Raw genomic sequence first — 15,843 nt, 5'->3', positions numbered from 1 at the left:
ACCTCGCAATGCCTACGATCGTCCGGTTGATCTTGCTGCTGGCGATTTCGCGTCCGCTCATCGCACAAGCGACGGCGCCGGCGAGCCCGTTTCGCGTCGAAGAAACGACGATCGCCGACGTCCACGCCGCCTTCCGTGCCGGCACCCTCACCTGTAAGTCGTTGGTAGAACAATACCTTCGGCGAATCGATGCGTATGATAAGAATGGCCCGGCGATCAACGCGATCGTGGTCGTCAATCCCGCGGCGCTTCAGGTCGCCGATTCGCTCGATGCCCGCTTTCGTCGCGAAGGTCTAACGGGTCCGTTGCACTGCATTCCGGTCATCGTCAAAGACAACTTCGAGACCGTCGACTTGCCGACGACCGCGGGCTCACTCTCGCTGCAAGGGTTCGTATCGAATAAAGACGCCTTCGAAGTGCGGCGCCTGCGCGAGGCGGGCGCGATCGTGCTCGCCAAATCGAACATGGCGGAGTTCGCCTTCAGCCCGTACGAGACCGTGAACTCGATTCTTCCTGGCTACACGAAGAATCCGTATGCGCTCGATCGCGTGACGGCTGGCTCGAGCGGCGGGACCGCGGCCGCCGTCGCCGCCAATCTCGGGGAAGTCGGATTGGGCACGGACACTGGGAACTCGATTCGCGGGCCATCCGCCCATCAAGCGCTCGTCGGCATCCGGTCGACGATGGGCCTAACGAGTCGCGCCGGCGTCGTGCCGCTGAACCTCTCCGCGGACATTGCAGGTCCAATGGCACGGACGGTGTCCGATGCGGTCGCGGTTTTTCAGGTCGTCGCCGGCTATGACCCCGCGGATTCGATCACCGCGGCCTCCCGCGGGAGACCCGTGCCTAACTATTCGGCATCGCTCGTGCGCGATGGCCTTCGCGGCGCGCGGATCGGTGTGCTGCGCCAGGCGTACGAGCGGCCAACGCTCGACGTCGAAGTCCGCGATGTCTTTGCGCGCGCGATCGCCGATTTGCGGCTCGCCGGTGCGACGGTCGTCGACTCCGTACCACTCCCCGCTCTCGACTCACTCTTCGCCGCGCATCGCGGCCAGTGCAATCCATTCAAGTTTGATCTCGAGCATTGGATCGCCAGCACTGGGAACCGCACTCCGCTAAAGTCGCTGGCCGAGATCATTAAATCGAACCGGTTCCATCCTTCGATTCAGAAGCGCCTCGAGCTCGCACAGGCGGTGGACATCGCACCCGAGAAGAACCCCGGTTGCAGAGATCGTGACGAATTTCGCGAGGGACTGCGGACTCTCGTGATGCGCGCGATGGATGCGCTCAAGCTCGACGCACTGGTCTATCCGACCTGGAGTAATCCGCCGCGGCTCATCGGGGATCTCAACACGCCACCCGGCGACAACAGCCAGGTTTTTTCGCCGAGTACCGGTTGGCCAGCGATCACCGTCCCGATGGGTTACACGCGCGGTACGCTTCCCGCAGGGATGACGCTGTTCGGGCGAGCCTGGAGCGAGCCGGTACTCATTCGTCTCGCGTATGCGTACGAGCAGGCGACGCATCACCGCCGGCCTCCAGCAAGCACGCCACCACTTCGATAGTACTTTCGTCCTGCTCATGCGTACGAGACGAATCATCGTCCTGCTGCTGCCGTTGCTCACCGCCTGTCTGCTCCATCATGCGGAGGAGCCGCAGGCGCCATTGCGGTCGGCAACGCGAGACTCGCTGCTTGCTGCCGACGCGGCCCGCGGTGAAGCGGCGACGCACGACGGACTCGCGACTGCGGCGTCAGCGTGGCTCGACAGCAACGTCGTTTACCTGCGCGGCGGAGCGCCGATCCTCTATGGACGTGCCGCGGCCATCCAGATCTTGAGCGAGGCAGCCCCGGAGCGGACGACGTATCAGTGGCGGCCACTGGGTGGTGGCAGTTCGCGCGACGGGCAGGGTGGCTACACCTTCGGCGTTGCGACGACGGCGGTGCCTAACGCGGAAGGGGCACCATCGGTTCGTTTGGATCGTTACCTCGCCGTGTGGCACCGCGGACCGGATCAGGTTTGGCGCATTGTCGCCTACGCCGACGTCGGCGGACCGACACCAGGCCCGTCGGTGCAGGTTCCTCCAGCCGAGTTTCCGCCGCTGCTCGCGCTGCCGCGCGGCCGACGCGCCGACGCGGTTAGTCAGGTGCGCGAGGCCGACAGTGCGTTCGCTCTCGCCGCCGACTTGCAAGGGACAGGCATCGCGTTCGCGTCGTTCGTTGCGCCGCAAGGCGTCGTCTTCTCGGGCTCCGAGATCGTCATCGGCACGGACGCCGTGCGGGCGCTGTACGACGAACAACAGCGGGCGGGCGGAACGCTCAACTGGCGTCCCGTCTACGCGGACGCGGTCGAGTCGGGCGACCTCGGTTGGACGGTCGGCGAGTACGTATTCACGGGACGCGGCGCGAACGGCTCGGTCGTACAGCGGTTCGGGAAATACCTAACGATCTGGAAGAAGCAACCGGGCGGCGAGTGGCGATTCGTCGTTGATGGGGGGAATCAGAGTCCCACGCCGAATCGGTGACCGCCCGCTACCAGTCGCCGCGTCGTTCGCCGCGCAGGTACGCGCGTGCGAGCGTCACGGTAATTCCGCCGTACGTGACGACGTACGCGGTCCACTTGAAGACCTGACCCATCAGCGGGTCGGTCGTATGCAGAGCGAACCCGAAGGCGAGGAGGCCCGAGAAGCACCAGACCACGCACATGATCCCACTGCGCAGCAGGTCGCGCCTCGTGTCGCGTTTGGCGATGCGATGCTCCGCCTGCCGCTTCGACTGCAACTCCTCGTAATACCGCTTCGGGATGGGCATCGTTAGGCCGGCTGGTGGTCAGGGGTTGCGCAACATCAGATCCACGCGCCGAACTTCGCCCGGCGCGACCGGGCGCTGCGGGCTTGCCACGGAAGCACGGCCGCGGACCGCGCGCACGGTGATCGTCCTGCCCGCCGGCAATCCGCATAACGAGTAACGTCCGCCCTTGGTGGTGGTCGTCTCGTTCCAGGTCTGTTGGGCGCGCAGCCGGTCCGTTGAAGCCTTGGAGTACTCCGTCCATTCCGCTCGCACCTGCACGTCCGACGCCGCCGTCGTGCTATCGCGAACGACTCCCAGGATCATCGAAAGGCTATCCGGCATCGGTTGCCTGCAGACGCGGGAGGACAGTGTCCGCAGGCTTGGCAGCGCGAGGTCGACTCGCTTGTTCTCGCCGGCGCTTACCGTCAGCGCCCGCACCGGCGGCTCGAGGAGCAGCGTGTCCAGCCGTGACGCGACAATGCTTGCCGTGTAGCGGCCGGCCGGAACCGAATCGATCACGTAGCTGCCGTCCATCTGCGTCACGGCGGCGAAGCTCGTTCCGGAGAGGAAGACGCGTACACCGGCCATCGCCGCACCACTGAGACTATCGATAACCGTGCCGCGGAGCGTCGCCCGCGCCGGGCGGCGAGTGCCAGCGGGCATCACCGAGAGCACCTCCGCGCCGTCCTCGCGGATCTTCGCGACCTCCGTGTGCCAGTCGGTGAGCTGAGAGTTCAGCATGCCGCGCCGACGCACGAGAGCGGGCATGCGAATGTACCACCGCCACACGATCCACCGTCCGTCGGGCAGAGGACGAAATTCGAGAAGGCCGCCTGCGTAACGACTCATCTCCTCGACCGCAAGATTCACATATTGATACTGCATGTACCGGAGCTCGGCGCTCGCTCGATCGAGCCAGAGGACGCCGCGGACGTCCACCCGCCCGGGCCGGCGTTGAGTCGTTAGGTTCGCTGGCTCGAACGCGAGGCCGATGAGGTCGTCTCGTCGCCCGCTGTCTGGCCACTGAAGACGAAAGCAGTGCGAGTCCAGAAACTGGTCGGAGAGCAGAATGTCCGCGTCCGGCGCGAAGTAGGTGCTCCCGGTGTCGATATCGCCCGTCATGTACCCGTCGCGTGCGAGCTGTTCCGGATCGGCGCTCGCGAACGGCTTGACCGTCTCGCCTTCGTTCTCGAATTGCTCGTTATGCAGCACGGCGAGCGAAGTCGGATCGAGATCGCGCGTGGTGCTGCGCCAACGCACGACGAACCGATGCGGGTCCCGACGCGCTTTGGCCGCGGCTTGCGCGATCTGCGTGAGTTGCGTTGCGCTGAGCGCTTTTCGTGCCTCGTTCCAGAGCTCGGCGGTGGCCGCGCCTTCTCGAGGCCGCACGAGGCAACGCCGATCCGCATTCACGACGATTGCTCGCAACGTCAAGCTCTCACTGGCGATCGCCATCGGGATGGTGATGGTCTCACCTTGCCTGACGAGGAACCATGGCGACGTCGTCGAGCGGAACCCCACGCGTTCGACACGCACCGCGTAGCGTCCCGGCGCTGGCACGACGAACGAAAACGTGCCGGCGTCCTCGGCCAGTCTCGTGATCACGCCGTGACCGGCGGAATCCAGCAGCGCGACGATGGCGCCCGGCACGGGAGCGCCGTCGGTCTTGGCTACGACTCGACCACCGACGGTCTGGCCTTCTGCGACTCGCACCGCGTGCAGTAGCACACTCGCCAACGCAAGAGCGGTCCGGATGCCGTGCGCGAAGGACGTTCTCATCGTCTCGATCCTCGACCAGCAATGATGAGCGCAGGAACCGCTCGACGGAAGTCCGGATACGTGCGGTACCTGAGCAGCGACACGGGCTGTTGCCGCTCGACATTAACTGTTCCTCCATGCCCACTAGAGACGGGAGAGCCCCAATGCAGAAGCGCGCGTGGACACTAGCGACGGCACTTTGTGTCGGAATGACGGTTGCGTGTGGTAGTGACAAGTCGACGGGCCCCGCGAACATCACTTACGTCGCCAACCTCGCCGCGTCGAATGAAGTCCTCGCGAATGGCAGCTCGGCCGGCGTCGTCTCGACAGGGACGGGAACATGGACCGGCGTGCTGAATCCGACGACGAACGTGCTCACCTGGACCATGACGTTCTCCGGCCTAACGACGAACTCGACCCTGAGCCACATTCATGCCCAGGCGCCGACGACGACGACTGCCAGCGTCGTCCTCAACTTCGCAACCTTCGCCGGAAGCACGATCACTCTTGGCGGGACATCCGGTACCGCGTCGGGAAGCATCAACCTCGCCACGCAGGCAGCCACCCCGCCCTCGCTGACAATCTCGGGCGACTCCCTGCTCAAAGCGATCAACGCTGGGCAAGCATACGTGAATGTCCACACGTCGCAGTACGGCGCCGGCGAAATTCGCGGACAGATCGTCAAGCAGTAATTTTGGTGGTTGGTGGTTGGTGGTCGGTGGTTGGTACGTTTCAGCAACTACCAACCACCAACTACCAACCACCAAGCCCTCCCTACTGATCTGCCACACGCGCCCCATTCTTGCGCGAGTAGCGCTCGAACCAGCTCTCGAGGTACAGTTGCGTCCGGAGATAGTTCGACGGGCGTGAGCTCGTGCCGTGCCACTCTTCGTTGAAGCGAATCATCGCCGTCGGCACCTTGCGCAGTTTGAGCGCCCGGTAGAACTCCTCGGTCTGCGAAATCGGCGTGCGCAGATCGTTCACGCCGGTCATGAGCAGTGTCGGCGTCGTCACGTTGCCGACGTACATGAGCGGGCTTCTCCGAAGATGCTCCGACGGATCCTCCCATGGAAGTTTCGCGAAGTTGTAATACCATGAGGCGCCGTCGGTGATGCCGACAAAGCTGACCCAGTCGATTACCGGACACATCGACGCCGCTGCCGCGAAACGATTCGTGTGGCCCACCGTCCAGGCGGTCAGAACGCCGCCACCTGAGCAGCCATAGACGAACATGTTGCTCGCATCGACATAGCCACGGCCGATGACCGTGTCCACGGCGGCCATCAAGTCGTCGAAGTCCTTCCCCGGATACGCGTTCTTGATCGCGTTGCCGAATGCGCTGCCGTAACCAGTCGAGCCGCGCGGATTGGTGTAGAGCACGACGTAGCCGTCGGCCGCTTGCTGCTGTCGCGCAAAATTGAAGGCGACGTTGTACATCGAGTGCGGGCCGCCGTGAATCTCGAGAATCAACGGATACTTCTTCGACGGATCGAAGTCTGGCGGCTTGACCACCCATCCCTGCACCTTGAGTCCATCGCGCGTCGAGACCCAGATCTCGTCCTGCGCGCCGATCTTCTTGCCGAAGAGCACGTCCTCGTTCACGCCCGTGAGCTGCCTCGTCGACGCCGGCTGTTTGACGTCGAAGGCGATGACGTCGTTAGGCTTCGACGCCGTCGACGCGACACCAACCACGAATCCGCGCGCGTCGATGTCGCTGACCGTCAGCACCTGTTCGCCTTTCGTGACCGGCCGGACATCGCCCTTGAGCGATGCGAAGTACAGGTTGCGCGATCCCTCGTTCTCCGCGTTGAAATACAGGCCGCTGCCGTCCCTGGCCCAGATGAGTCCCTGCGGTGAGCGATCGAACGTCCCGGAAATCACACGTGAATTGCTGCCGTCGGCGTTCATCACGTAGAGCTTCGAGTCGACCCAGGTGTCGCTCGTCGAATCGAATCCCGTGTACGCGATCAGCTTTCCATCGGGCGACGGCGTCGGCTGGTTATCGGGCCCCTTGCGATGGGTCAGCGGCGCCACGTCGCCATTGGCGACATCGACGGAGTAGACTTCGCTCTCCCGCCATGCGTACTCCGCGTCTCGCGTCCGCAGCCCGCTGAACACGATTCGCTTGCCGTCAGGCATCCAGCGGAAGGGTCCATCGTTGAAGTTGCCCGACGTGACCTGACGCGGTGTGCCGCCGCCATCCGCGGACAGGACGAAGATGTGCGTGCTGCCATCTTCGACGTAGCCTTGGCGATCGCGACGATAGTTGAGCTTCTGCACAATGCGCGGCGCCTCGACCCACTTTGCACCCTTGGGCGGAGTCGGCATCGCGATGCGCCAGTCTTCACGCGCGGGAACGAGCATGGTGAACGCGAGCCACTTTCCATCCGGCGACCACTCGAGCCCCGACGGATTCTCCGTCAAATGAGTCAGCTGCGTGACCGCACCCTCGGTGTCCATCCATCGCACGAACACCTGTGAGCCGTTAGGCTCGCCGTGCGCGATGTACGCGATGCGCGTTCCATCGGGCGACCACTTGGCATCGGATCCATCGACGAGGAAGCGATTTCTCGTCCCGTCTGCATTCATCATCCAGAGGGACGTTTTCCACTGGTCGTTGATCTTGTCCACCCACCGGCGCCCGTAGACGACCTGCTTTCCGTCCGGTGAGAGCTGTGGATCTTGTACGTCCTCCCAGTCGAGATACTGGTCGAGCTGGAGAAGAGCGGGGGAGCGCGCCGCGCGCTCGCCTCCCTGTTGTTGTGCGGCTTTCGTTGCTGCTTGAGCACTTACGAAAGCAGGAACGATCAGTGCCGAGAACACCAGAGGCGAGAAGGCTCTGATGCGCATTGTCTGACTCCTGTTGCGAGGCACTTGAGTTGACAACGCCGGCGCATCGGACGCAAGGCGGGAATGTGCGGCAAAACAAAGGCGGCCGCTGACCGGCCGCCCTAGTCCCTGCTCCTAGACCCTAGTCCCTCAGAAGATGTACACCTTCGTCCCGACCGGCACGTACGTGTACAGCCACTCGATGTCCTCGTCGCGAAGGCGAACGCAGCCATGCGTTGCGGCGAAGCCGATCGATTCCTTGTCAGGCGTGCCGTGCAGCAAATACCCTTCGCCGAGATTGAGGCGGTACTTCCCGAGCTCGCCCTCGACGCGACGGTTCTTGGTTCCCGTCGGTGGAACGAAAAGCGTACTGTCGAACACGATGTGCTCGTCGACTGGCAGCTCGTAGAAGTGCGCGTCCTTGCCGATCAGGCCGACGAGTGTGTCGCGAACGACCAGCGAGCGACCATCCGATAGTTTGATCGGCTGGCCTCGCTCGATCTTTCGAAGTTTGAGATTGTACTCGGTCGCAACTTCGGCGTAGAGCCAGTCAGGTGGAATCCAGATCGGATCCGCTTCCTTGCTCAGGACGCTGCGCACGCCGCGAGGAGTGCGGAAGGTCCACTCGCGCTTGCCATATTTCAGCGTCGTCCCCTTGGCCGTCGCAACCGGAGCGTCGAGCACGGTGTCCTCGCCGACGATCGCCCAGAGTCGCTTGTCTTCCAGCGAGACCACAAGGCGGAAGCCCGACGATTTATCGGCAATGTTCCTCGCCGAGACCCACGAAAGACTATCCGCGCGGTTCCGGAATCGCCGCTCCGACGCCGGTGCCGCGCTCGGCTCCGAATCTCGTGACGGCGACGTATCCTGCGCGGCCAAGGTTACGGTTCGTCGCGGCGCTTCGTCGTCGCCGCGAAGCGGACCAGAGTGCTGGGCCGACGCACAGGACGGCAGAAAAGCAAGGACGAGCAACGCCAGCCGTTTCATTGATTCATGCTGCGGTTTCGTGGTCGCCATGACCGTGAAAGATAATCGTGTCGCCCCGCTTCGTCGCGGGGCGACACGATGCATACACCCTGCCCCTTAGCCTTAGAACTGAATGCCCAGCACGACCGGAATCCAGTGAGCTGAGCTATACGGGAAACCGTTCTGTGCGTCTGGGCTGACGCTCAAGTAACGCGACTCGAGGAACAGCCCGGTCATGTGGCCAAAGTTGAAGTTGAAGCCAGCGCCTGCGTTCCAACCCCACTTCCAGCTCGCGTTGCTGAACGTCTTCTGGTTCGTTGGCGCGTTCGGATTTGTGAAATCCTGGTTGTAGCCGGTCAGCTTCGACGTCGTCGCGCCGCCAAGCACATAGAAGCGACTAAACGTGCGTCCGAGCGGAATACGCAGCCGGCCATCCATGTTGATGGAATACGCCGTTAGGTCCGGCGCGTTGAACGCACTGTTGTAATTCTTACCGCCGAGTCGATCCATTGATCCATCGACGCGAAGACCAAACGGTGTTCCGGTAAAGTCATAACCGATCGGAACCGTGACGTTCCAGCCGGTCGAATACCCACCGGTGTTCGTGCTCGCGCTCGTTATGTCGCCGTTCGGAACGCTCGCACCGGCAGCGACGCCGAGGTAGAAGCCGCCTGCCCCACGACGCAACCGGATTCGTTCTGCTTCCGCACGCGCGATCGAATCTGCGCGAGCGATCGAATCCTGACGCGCTTTCTCGACGGCCGCGATCGAATCCTGACGCTGCTTCTCCACAGCGGCGATTGAATCACGACGCATCTGCTCAACGCGAGCAACCGAATCCTGCCGTGCTCGCTCGGCTGCGGCGATCGAATCCTGTCGCGCTCGCTCAGCGGCCGCGATCGAATCCTGATTCACCGGCGGTGGTGCGGGCTGCGCCACTTCACCCGGCGATGTATTCCGCTCTTTACTGATCGGAATGCGTTGCGCTGAGGTGGTATGTCGGCGCGACGTTCGGGTGGTTCGGCGAGTCGAGTCCGTCTGCTGCGCCTTCACAGTCGACACGCCTCCCAAGGTCAGGGCGATCGCGAGGCCGATCGCACAGCTACTCGAAAACCCAATTCGCATTTTTTCTCCTCCCACTATGCCGCCCTCCGAGTTCAAGCCCCCGCGGGCGACCTTGCGGGCAGAGCATCGGAACCGATCGGTGGTACCCTCATCCGACTCAGAGGAGGTGGGGCTCACCTCCTGGCACACCGCATCGTCGCGGTGAAGCTCCTTGCGACCTACTGCATACTGCGGCCGCCCCAAGTCGAAGCGAGTAGACCGCCGATTGCCGGTCGCGCTCCGAGCGACGACCATCGTCGCGGCACCGCCGGACTGTGGCATCCTGCGTGCCGCCGCGCATATGAAGCACTGGCAGCCCCGCCCCGTGTGAGCACGGGGTGGGGCTGTCTCAGAAATGTGATGTCGCGCTCGCTTAGAACGTGACGCCTAGCACAATCGGCACCCAGGCCGCGTGCGTGTACGGGAATCCGCTAACACTGTTCTGATTCACCCACACGTAGCGAGACTCGAGGAACAAGCCGATCATGTATCCCCAGTTGAAGTTGAAACCCGCACCGGCGTTCCAGCCCCAATCACCCTGCGTGCTCTGCTTGTTCGTCGGATTGTTCGGGTCCGAGAAGTCGGTAAACCAACCATTCATTCCACTGTACGTTGCGCCGCCTAACATATAGAACCGGCTGAACGTTCGGCCGAGCGGCACTCGTAACCGCAGATCGAGATTGGCCGACCACACGTCCATATTTGGCGCGCTGAAGTTCGTGTTGAAGTCCTTGCCGTTCAGCTGATCGAACGTTCCATCGAGCCGGAAACCAAGTATCGACTTGTCGAAGTCATATCCGATTGGAACCATGATGTCCCAACCCGTGCTGTAGCCTCCGCTATTGAAGCCGCTATTCGTCATGCTACCGGTCGGAATGCTCGCGCCGGCAGCGATGCCGAAGTACCAGCCTCCGTGCTTTCGCATCCACGAAATCCGAGCTCGCTCCGCAGCGGCAATCGAATCCGCGCGCGCGATCGAGTCCTGACGCGCTCTCTCTACTGCGGCGATGGAATCCTGCTTCCGACGCTCTGCCGCTGCGATCGAATCACGTCGCATCTGCTCGGCGCGAGCGATCTCCTCTTGTCGTGCACGCTCGGCCGCCGCGGCTATCGAATCCTGCCGCGCACGCTCCGCCGCCGCGATCGAATCCTGATTCACCGTCGGGGTCGGTGACACTTCTCCCGGCGATTCCTTCGTGATCGGAATGCGCTGCGACGACGTGGTCTTCTTCTTCGTCTTCGTCTTCTTGGTGGTTTGGCGAGTCGAGTCCGTCTGCTGCGCTTTCACAGTCGACACGCCTCCCAAGGTCAGGGCGATCGCGAGGCCGATCGCACAGCTACTCGAAAACCCAATTCGCATTGTCTCCCCCTCCCACTGTGCCGCCTTCGCGTCAAGCCCCCGCAGGCGACCTGGCGGGCGGAGCACAGGAAATCAGCAGGCGCACGTCGCTCCTGTAACCTGGGAGAAGGCGAACCAACCTTCCGGCGTCCAGCGGCATCGCGTGGAGCTCCCTGCGACCTACTGCGTACTGCGATCGCCCCCAAGTCGAAGCGAGTAGACCGTCTGATACCGGTCAGGCTCCGAGCGACGACCATCGTCGCGGCACGTTGGGAACGGGCATCCTACGTGCCGCTGCCCGTTGGACTTAGGTCCAATTGAGGAACTCCGCACCTTGGCCGGGCCGGTCTTCAGCCGACGCTCCTCGAGGGCTCATCGAGCGACAACCGGAAGGTCGCGATGCACCCGGGCGCGCTCTTTCGATTCTCGAGCAGGAGTGCGCCTCCATGTGCTTCGGCAATTTGTCGCGACAAAACGAGTCCAATGCCTGATCCTTGCGGCTTCGTCGTGAAGAACGGAACGAAGAGGTTCGCGCTGCTCGGCAGCCCGGGGCCCTCGTCCTCAATCATGATCGAAATTGTGCCGTTTTGGCGTGTCCATCGGATACAGACATCGCCTCCCGTTTCGAGCGACGCGTCAACCGCATTGCGCAAAAGGTTGATAAGAAGCTGATCGAGCTGATCGCCGTCGGCGCGAATCACTGTCGGCGGCCCACCCTCGATTCGCACAGAAAGCCTCGTCTCGAGCGCCGCAACTCGCGTCACCCAGGTGCCGATGTCGAGCGGTACACGCTGCGGAGCAGGAAGACGAGCCAGCCGCGCATATGCGGACATGAAGCGGATCAACGCCTCCGAGCGCCCACCGATGACGGACAGCCCGCGGCGAATGTCGTCATCGACTTCGCCGTTTCGCGTCGGTCGATCGAGCAGCGTCTGCAGACTGCCGGCGATGGACTTGATCGGCGCCAAGGAGTTGTTGATCTCGTGACTCAAGACACGCACGAGACGACGCCACGCCTGCAGTTCTTCCTCGCGTAACGCCTTGGTGACGTCCGCAAGGACGAGCAGCGTGTGCGGACGTCCATTTTGGCGAAACGACCCGCGTCGCACCTCCCAGCGTCCGGCACCGCCGGGAAAGGTGACGTCCATCGTGCGCGGCGATTCGCCGACGAGACAGTCGGCAAGCCCCAATTGGTCTGCGATCCTGCCGATCAAACGCTCGGCGACGTGCCCGAGCAGACGCTCGCCGGCGTTGTTCACGAGTCGGAGACGCTCGTCGTCGTCGAACGCGAAGACCGCGACGTCGATGTCCGCCATGACGGTGCGGAGAAGTGCGGTTGCCTCCATCGCGCCGAGGCGCTGCGTGCGCAGCGTTTCGCCGAGCAGATTCGCTTCCAGGTACGCAAGGCCGAGGGCGTCGTCGCGCTCCGCGCCCCGAGCACGAATAGAGTAATCGCCCTCCCGCAACGCGGCGAGCATGTTGGAGAGCGTTTGCAGGGGTCGCACGACGCGCTCGCGCAGCACGAACGCGGTGATGAGCCATGAGCCGAGGACGACCAGCCCGAGTGTCCACTGCACTTTGGCGCTATAGTTGTCTCGCCAGAGCAGGATGATGGACACGACGATGCCTGGCAGCCCGGCGAGAAGTGCCAACTGAAGCACGCGCCGCTCGTGAGGTGCTAACGGTTTCTCACGCCGTCCGACCATTAAGGGTAGAGGGTAGAGGGTTGTGGGTTGTGGGTCGTAGGTAGAGGGCTGTAGGCAGAGGGTCGAGAGTAGAGAGTTGAGGGCAGAGGGTTTCGCTCTCTACCCTCAACTCTCTGCCCTCTGCCCACAGCACGCAACTCTCAACCCTCAACCCTCTGCCTTAGAGCTCGTACGCTGCGATTCGCCGATAGAGCGCGCTGCGCGACAAGCCCAGTGCCTGCGCCGCCCGACTGACGTTGCCGTCGTAGCGACTGAGCGCTTTCTGGATTAGCAAACGCTCTACTTCCTCGAGCGTGAGATCCTCGAGGCGCGGTGCGGCCGCGCTCGCGCCACGAAGCGCCAGATCATGCGTGCGCACCTGGTCGGTTTGCGCGAGCAATACTGCGCGCTCGACCGCATGGTCGAGCTCCCGGATGTTGCCGGGCCACGCGTGCTCGAGGATCATCTGCATCGCGCCCGGATCGAAGCCAGAGAGCTGCTTTCGATAGCGCGCCGCGTGCCGGCGAAGGAAATGCATCGCAAGCGGCGGAATGTCTTCACGGCGCTCGCGCAAAGCCGGCAGGTGCAGCTCGATGGTGTTGATCCGGAAGAGCAAATCCTCGCGAAAACGTCCGGCGGCAACTTCTTCGTTGAGTCGCGCGTTCGTCGCCGAGAGGACGCGAACGTCGACGTGACGCGCCTTGGACGAGCCGACGCGTTCGACGTCCCCAGTCTGCAGAACGCGGAGAAGCTTTGCTTGCATTGCAAGCGGCACGTTCCCGATCTCGTCGAGAAAGATCGTACCGCCATCTGCGAGCTCGAATCGCCCGACGCGATCCGTTTTTGCGTCGGTGAAGGATCCTTTCACGTGCCCGAAAAGCTCGCTCTCGAACAAGCCTTCGGAGAGGCCGCCCAGGTTGACCGGAATGAATGTCTTCTGAGCTCGCGCCGAGGCCGCATGCAGCCACTGCGCCACGAGCTCCTTGCCCGTGCCGTGCTCGCCAGTGATGAGCACATTCGCATCGGATGGACCGACGCGCTCCATGAGCTGGAGGATTGGCTTCATCTTCGGCGAGTCGGCGATGAGGCGAGGAAGGTTGTCGCGGCGCAGCAACCGGTTCTCGTTCTCCAGGCGGCGCGCGCGGCGCAATGCCCTTCCCAACTCCACTTGGGTGCCGAGTAGCGTCATGAGACGCGCATTGTCCCACGGCTTCTCGATATAATCGCGCGCGCCATGCCGCATCGCTTCCACGGCGCCCTCGACGCTGCCCCACGCTGTCATCACGATGATCGGCAGATCCGGCTCGAGGCCGACCAGCTGGTGCAGCACGTCCAGGCCTTCTTTACCCGACGTCGTGTCGCGGGTGTAGTTCATGTCGAGCAGCAACGCGTCGTAGTCGCGCTTCTCGAGGGCAGACAACACCGCCGCGGGAGAGCTCACCGTGTCGATGTCGTAGCCGTGGGTTTTCAGCAGAAGTCGCAACGCCTCGAGGACGTCGGTCTGATCGTCGGCGACGAGGACGTGAGGGCGGGATCGAATTTCTGTCGGAGACATGGGGCGGAAAGCTGGAGCGATCGAGGGGTCTGCGTGCCAGTGCTCGCCGTCCGCCCTCTCGTTACGAGTTGAAAGACGGATCAGCGCGCGACGGCGCCTTCAGTTCCAGTGATCCAGCCGTCTTTCAGCTCGACGATGCGATTCCCGACGCGCGCATTCTCTTCCGAGTGCGTCACCTGGATGATCGTGGTGCCATGGGAGTTGAGGAGCTTGAAAAGCTCCATGATCTCCCGTCCTTGACTCGAATGCAGATTCCCCGTCGGCTCGTCGGCCAGAATGAGCTTCGGCTTGGCGATGACGGCGCGCGCGACGCCAACGAGCTGCTGCTGGCCGCCGGACAGCTGACGCGGATACAGATCTTTTTTCCCGACCATTCCGAACCGGTCGAGTGTGTCGGCGACAATCGCCTCGCGCTCTGATTTCTTGACGTTCCTGTACGAGAGCGGGATGTCGAGATTCTCGGCGACGGTGAGGTCGTCGATGAGATGATATTGCTGGAAGACGAAGCCGATGTGCTCCTTATTCAGCGCGACGCGCTGCTTGTGCGGCATCGCGTGCACGGGGTGGCCGACGAAGTAGAACTCGCCGGTCCACGCGCTGTCGAGCATACCAAGGATGGACAGGAGCGTCGACTTGCCGGCGCCCGAGGGACCCATCACCGAGATGAATTCACCGGGCTGCACGTCGAGCGTGATACGGCGCAGGACAAACATGCGGCCGGCGGGCGTCTCGAAGACCTTCTCGAGGCCGCGCATGGCGATGAGCGGTCCGGTGATCGGCGCCGGCTCGGCGGCCGCGAGGCGCGATTGCGTCGACGAGGAGAACAAACCCATAGCGGGCTCCTGTAAACGGAAGGCAATCCTTATTTGGCGGTTGGTTGTTCGTTGTTGGTTGTTGATGGTTGGCCGGCGCATTGCGCCGGCCGTCGTTATTCACCAACTACCAACGGCCAACCACCAGAAACCTAGTATCGGGGAAAGCAGCGGACAACAAACGGGGCGGGCGTTTAGCGATTGCTAAACACCCGCCCCGCGGGCAACCATCGATCAGGCGTGCGCCTGCCCCGGGCGGGACTCTTCGACCACCCGGCCGTCGAACAGATGCACCGAGCGATCGGCGTGCGCGGCATATCGCGGATCGTGCGTGACCATGCAGATCGTGGCGCCACCACGGTGCAGTTCACGCAGGAGCTCCATGACCGCCTCGCCGTTCGTCGAGTCGAGGTTTCCCGTCGGCTCGTCCGCGAGCAGGATCAGCGGATCGCCGGCCACGGCGCGCGCCACGGCGACGCGCTGCTGCTGACCGCCGGAGAGCTGCGCGGGATAGTGCTTCATGCGGTGGCTCATGCCCACACGTTCGAGAGCGTCCTGGACGCGCTGTTTGCGCTCGCTCGCCGACATGCCGCGATAGGTGAGCGGCAGCTCGACGTTCTCATAGACCGTGAGATCGCCGATCAGGTTGAATGCCTGGAAGATGAAGCCGATCTGCCGATTGCGGATGCGAGCGCGCTGCGACGGCGTGAGCTGCGCGACCGACTCGTTCGCGAGCGTGTATTCACCTTCCGTCGGCGTGTCGAGCAGTCCGAGGATCGAGAGGAGCGTCGTCTTGCCACATCCCGAAGGTCCGGCGATGGCGACGTACTCGCCCGGCTGCACCTCGAGGTGAATGTCCTGAAGGGCGTGCGTCTCCACCTCGTCCGTAAAGAAGATCTTCTTCAATCCAGCAAGGCGAATGAGCGGCTGGTTGCCGTCGCCGGTCATCGCGCCGGTGGACAGAGGCGAGGGAGATGTCTTGGCTGCGGATTCAGGCATGTGAGCCA

General features: G+C 63.2%; 13 protein-coding genes. 3 read left to right on the top strand and 10 right to left on the bottom strand.

Annotation, left to right across the window (positions count from 1 at the left end; genetic code table 11):
- Nucleotides 1-8: 8 nt before the first annotated feature.
- Both VGH98_13135 and VGH98_13130 read left to right on the top strand, forming a co-directional pair.
- Nucleotides 9-1,565 (top strand): amidase family protein, encoded by a 1,557-nt coding sequence (locus tag VGH98_13135; protein HEY2376916.1) that lies wholly within the window; start codon nucleotides 9-11, stop codon nucleotides 1,563-1,565.
- Nucleotides 1,566-1,581: 16 nt separating this feature from the next.
- Nucleotides 1,582-2,523, top strand: a complete 942-nt coding sequence (locus tag VGH98_13130; GenBank protein ID HEY2376915.1) for a DUF4440 domain-containing protein — start codon at nucleotides 1,582-1,584, stop codon at nucleotides 2,521-2,523.
- Between the two features lie 7 nt (nucleotides 2,524-2,530).
- On the opposite strand, the gene VGH98_13125 is transcribed toward VGH98_13130, so the two are convergent.
- Together VGH98_13125 and VGH98_13120 are read right to left on the bottom strand one after the other, a co-directional pair.
- Nucleotides 2,531-2,809, bottom strand: a complete 279-nt coding sequence (locus tag VGH98_13125; GenBank protein ID HEY2376914.1) for a hypothetical protein — start codon at nucleotides 2,807-2,809, stop codon at nucleotides 2,531-2,533.
- A gap of 18 nt (nucleotides 2,810-2,827) precedes the next feature.
- Nucleotides 2,828-4,567, bottom strand: coding sequence for a carboxypeptidase regulatory-like domain-containing protein (locus VGH98_13120; GenBank protein ID HEY2376913.1), 1,740 nt, complete (start codon nucleotides 4,565-4,567; stop codon nucleotides 2,828-2,830).
- 143 nt (nucleotides 4,568-4,710) lie between these two features.
- Between VGH98_13120 and VGH98_13115 the strand changes: the two genes are divergently transcribed.
- On the top strand, nucleotides 4,711-5,238 hold the full coding sequence (locus VGH98_13115) for a CHRD domain-containing protein (protein ID HEY2376912.1): 528 nt from the start codon (nucleotides 4,711-4,713) through the stop codon (nucleotides 5,236-5,238).
- 82 nt (nucleotides 5,239-5,320) lie between these two features.
- Here VGH98_13115 and VGH98_13110 read toward each other — a convergent pair whose 3' ends face one another.
- The 8 genes from VGH98_13110 to VGH98_13075 form a co-directional block, all read right to left on the bottom strand.
- The gene (locus VGH98_13110; GenBank protein ID HEY2376911.1) at nucleotides 5,321-7,396 is read right to left on the bottom strand and encodes a S9 family peptidase; all 2,076 of its coding nucleotides are present in this window, start codon (nucleotides 7,394-7,396) and stop codon (nucleotides 5,321-5,323) included.
- A 129-nt stretch (nucleotides 7,397-7,525) separates the two neighbouring features.
- Nucleotides 7,526-8,392 carry a L,D-transpeptidase gene (locus tag VGH98_13105; protein HEY2376910.1) on the bottom strand — a complete coding sequence of 289 codons (867 nt, stop codon included), beginning with the start codon at nucleotides 8,390-8,392 and terminating at the stop codon, nucleotides 7,526-7,528.
- Nucleotides 8,393-8,464: 72 nt separating this feature from the next.
- The gene (locus tag VGH98_13100) at nucleotides 8,465-9,466 is read right to left on the bottom strand and encodes an outer membrane beta-barrel protein (protein HEY2376909.1); all 1,002 of its coding nucleotides are present in this window, start codon (nucleotides 9,464-9,466) and stop codon (nucleotides 8,465-8,467) included.
- 352 nt (nucleotides 9,467-9,818) lie between these two features.
- Nucleotides 9,819-10,742, bottom strand: coding sequence for an outer membrane beta-barrel protein (locus VGH98_13095; protein HEY2376908.1), 924 nt, complete (start codon nucleotides 10,740-10,742; stop codon nucleotides 9,819-9,821).
- A 392-nt stretch (nucleotides 10,743-11,134) separates the two neighbouring features.
- Nucleotides 11,135-12,445 (bottom strand): ATP-binding protein, encoded by a 1,311-nt coding sequence (locus VGH98_13090; GenBank protein HEY2376907.1) that lies wholly within the window; start codon nucleotides 12,443-12,445, stop codon nucleotides 11,135-11,137.
- Nucleotides 12,446-12,650: 205 nt separating this feature from the next.
- The gene (locus VGH98_13085; protein ID HEY2376906.1) at nucleotides 12,651-14,024 is read right to left on the bottom strand and encodes a sigma-54 dependent transcriptional regulator; all 1,374 of its coding nucleotides are present in this window, start codon (nucleotides 14,022-14,024) and stop codon (nucleotides 12,651-12,653) included.
- Between the two features lie 80 nt (nucleotides 14,025-14,104).
- Complete coding sequence (locus VGH98_13080) at nucleotides 14,105-14,857, bottom strand: ABC transporter ATP-binding protein (protein HEY2376905.1); 753 nt, start codon at nucleotides 14,855-14,857, stop codon at nucleotides 14,105-14,107.
- Between the two features lie 213 nt (nucleotides 14,858-15,070).
- Nucleotides 15,071-15,835 (bottom strand): ABC transporter ATP-binding protein, encoded by a 765-nt coding sequence (locus tag VGH98_13075; GenBank protein ID HEY2376904.1) that lies wholly within the window; start codon nucleotides 15,833-15,835, stop codon nucleotides 15,071-15,073.
- Between the last annotated feature and the right edge of the window lie 8 nt (nucleotides 15,836-15,843).

It is taken from the genome of Gemmatimonadaceae bacterium, from assembly GCA_036496605.1.
In the GTDB taxonomy this organism is placed as follows: Bacteria; Gemmatimonadota; Gemmatimonadetes; order Gemmatimonadales; family Gemmatimonadaceae; genus AG2.
Note: the sequence above shows the minus strand (reverse complement) of the source record. Positions and strands in the feature narration are given on the sequence as shown.

Excerpts from the sequence above, each read along its gene's own strand:
- VGH98_13135 (HEY2376916.1), top strand. The coding sequence starts at position 9 with ATGCCTACGATCGTCCGGTTGATCTTGCTGCTGGCGATTTCGCGTCCG.
- VGH98_13130 (HEY2376915.1), top strand. The coding sequence starts at position 1,582 with ATGCGTACGAGACGAATCATCGTCCTGCTGCTGCCGTTGCTCACCGCC.
- VGH98_13125 (HEY2376914.1), bottom strand. The coding sequence starts at position 2,809 with ATGCCCATCCCGAAGCGGTATTACGAGGAGTTGCAGTCGAAGCGGCAG.
- VGH98_13120 (HEY2376913.1), bottom strand. The coding sequence starts at position 4,567 with ATGAGAACGTCCTTCGCGCACGGCATCCGGACCGCTCTTGCGTTGGCG.
- VGH98_13115 (HEY2376912.1), top strand. The coding sequence starts at position 4,711 with ATGCAGAAGCGCGCGTGGACACTAGCGACGGCACTTTGTGTCGGAATG.
- VGH98_13110 (HEY2376911.1), bottom strand. The coding sequence starts at position 7,396 with ATGCGCATCAGAGCCTTCTCGCCTCTGGTGTTCTCGGCACTGATCGTT.
- VGH98_13105 (HEY2376910.1), bottom strand. The coding sequence starts at position 8,392 with ATGGCGACCACGAAACCGCAGCATGAATCAATGAAACGGCTGGCGTTG.
- VGH98_13100 (HEY2376909.1), bottom strand. The coding sequence starts at position 9,466 with ATGCGAATTGGGTTTTCGAGTAGCTGTGCGATCGGCCTCGCGATCGCC.
- VGH98_13085 (HEY2376906.1), bottom strand. The coding sequence starts at position 14,024 with ATGTCTCCGACAGAAATTCGATCCCGCCCTCACGTCCTCGTCGCCGAC.
- VGH98_13080 (HEY2376905.1), bottom strand. The coding sequence starts at position 14,857 with ATGGGTTTGTTCTCCTCGTCGACGCAATCGCGCCTCGCGGCCGCCGAG.
- VGH98_13075 (HEY2376904.1), bottom strand. The coding sequence starts at position 15,835 with ATGCCTGAATCCGCAGCCAAGACATCTCCCTCGCCTCTGTCCACCGGC.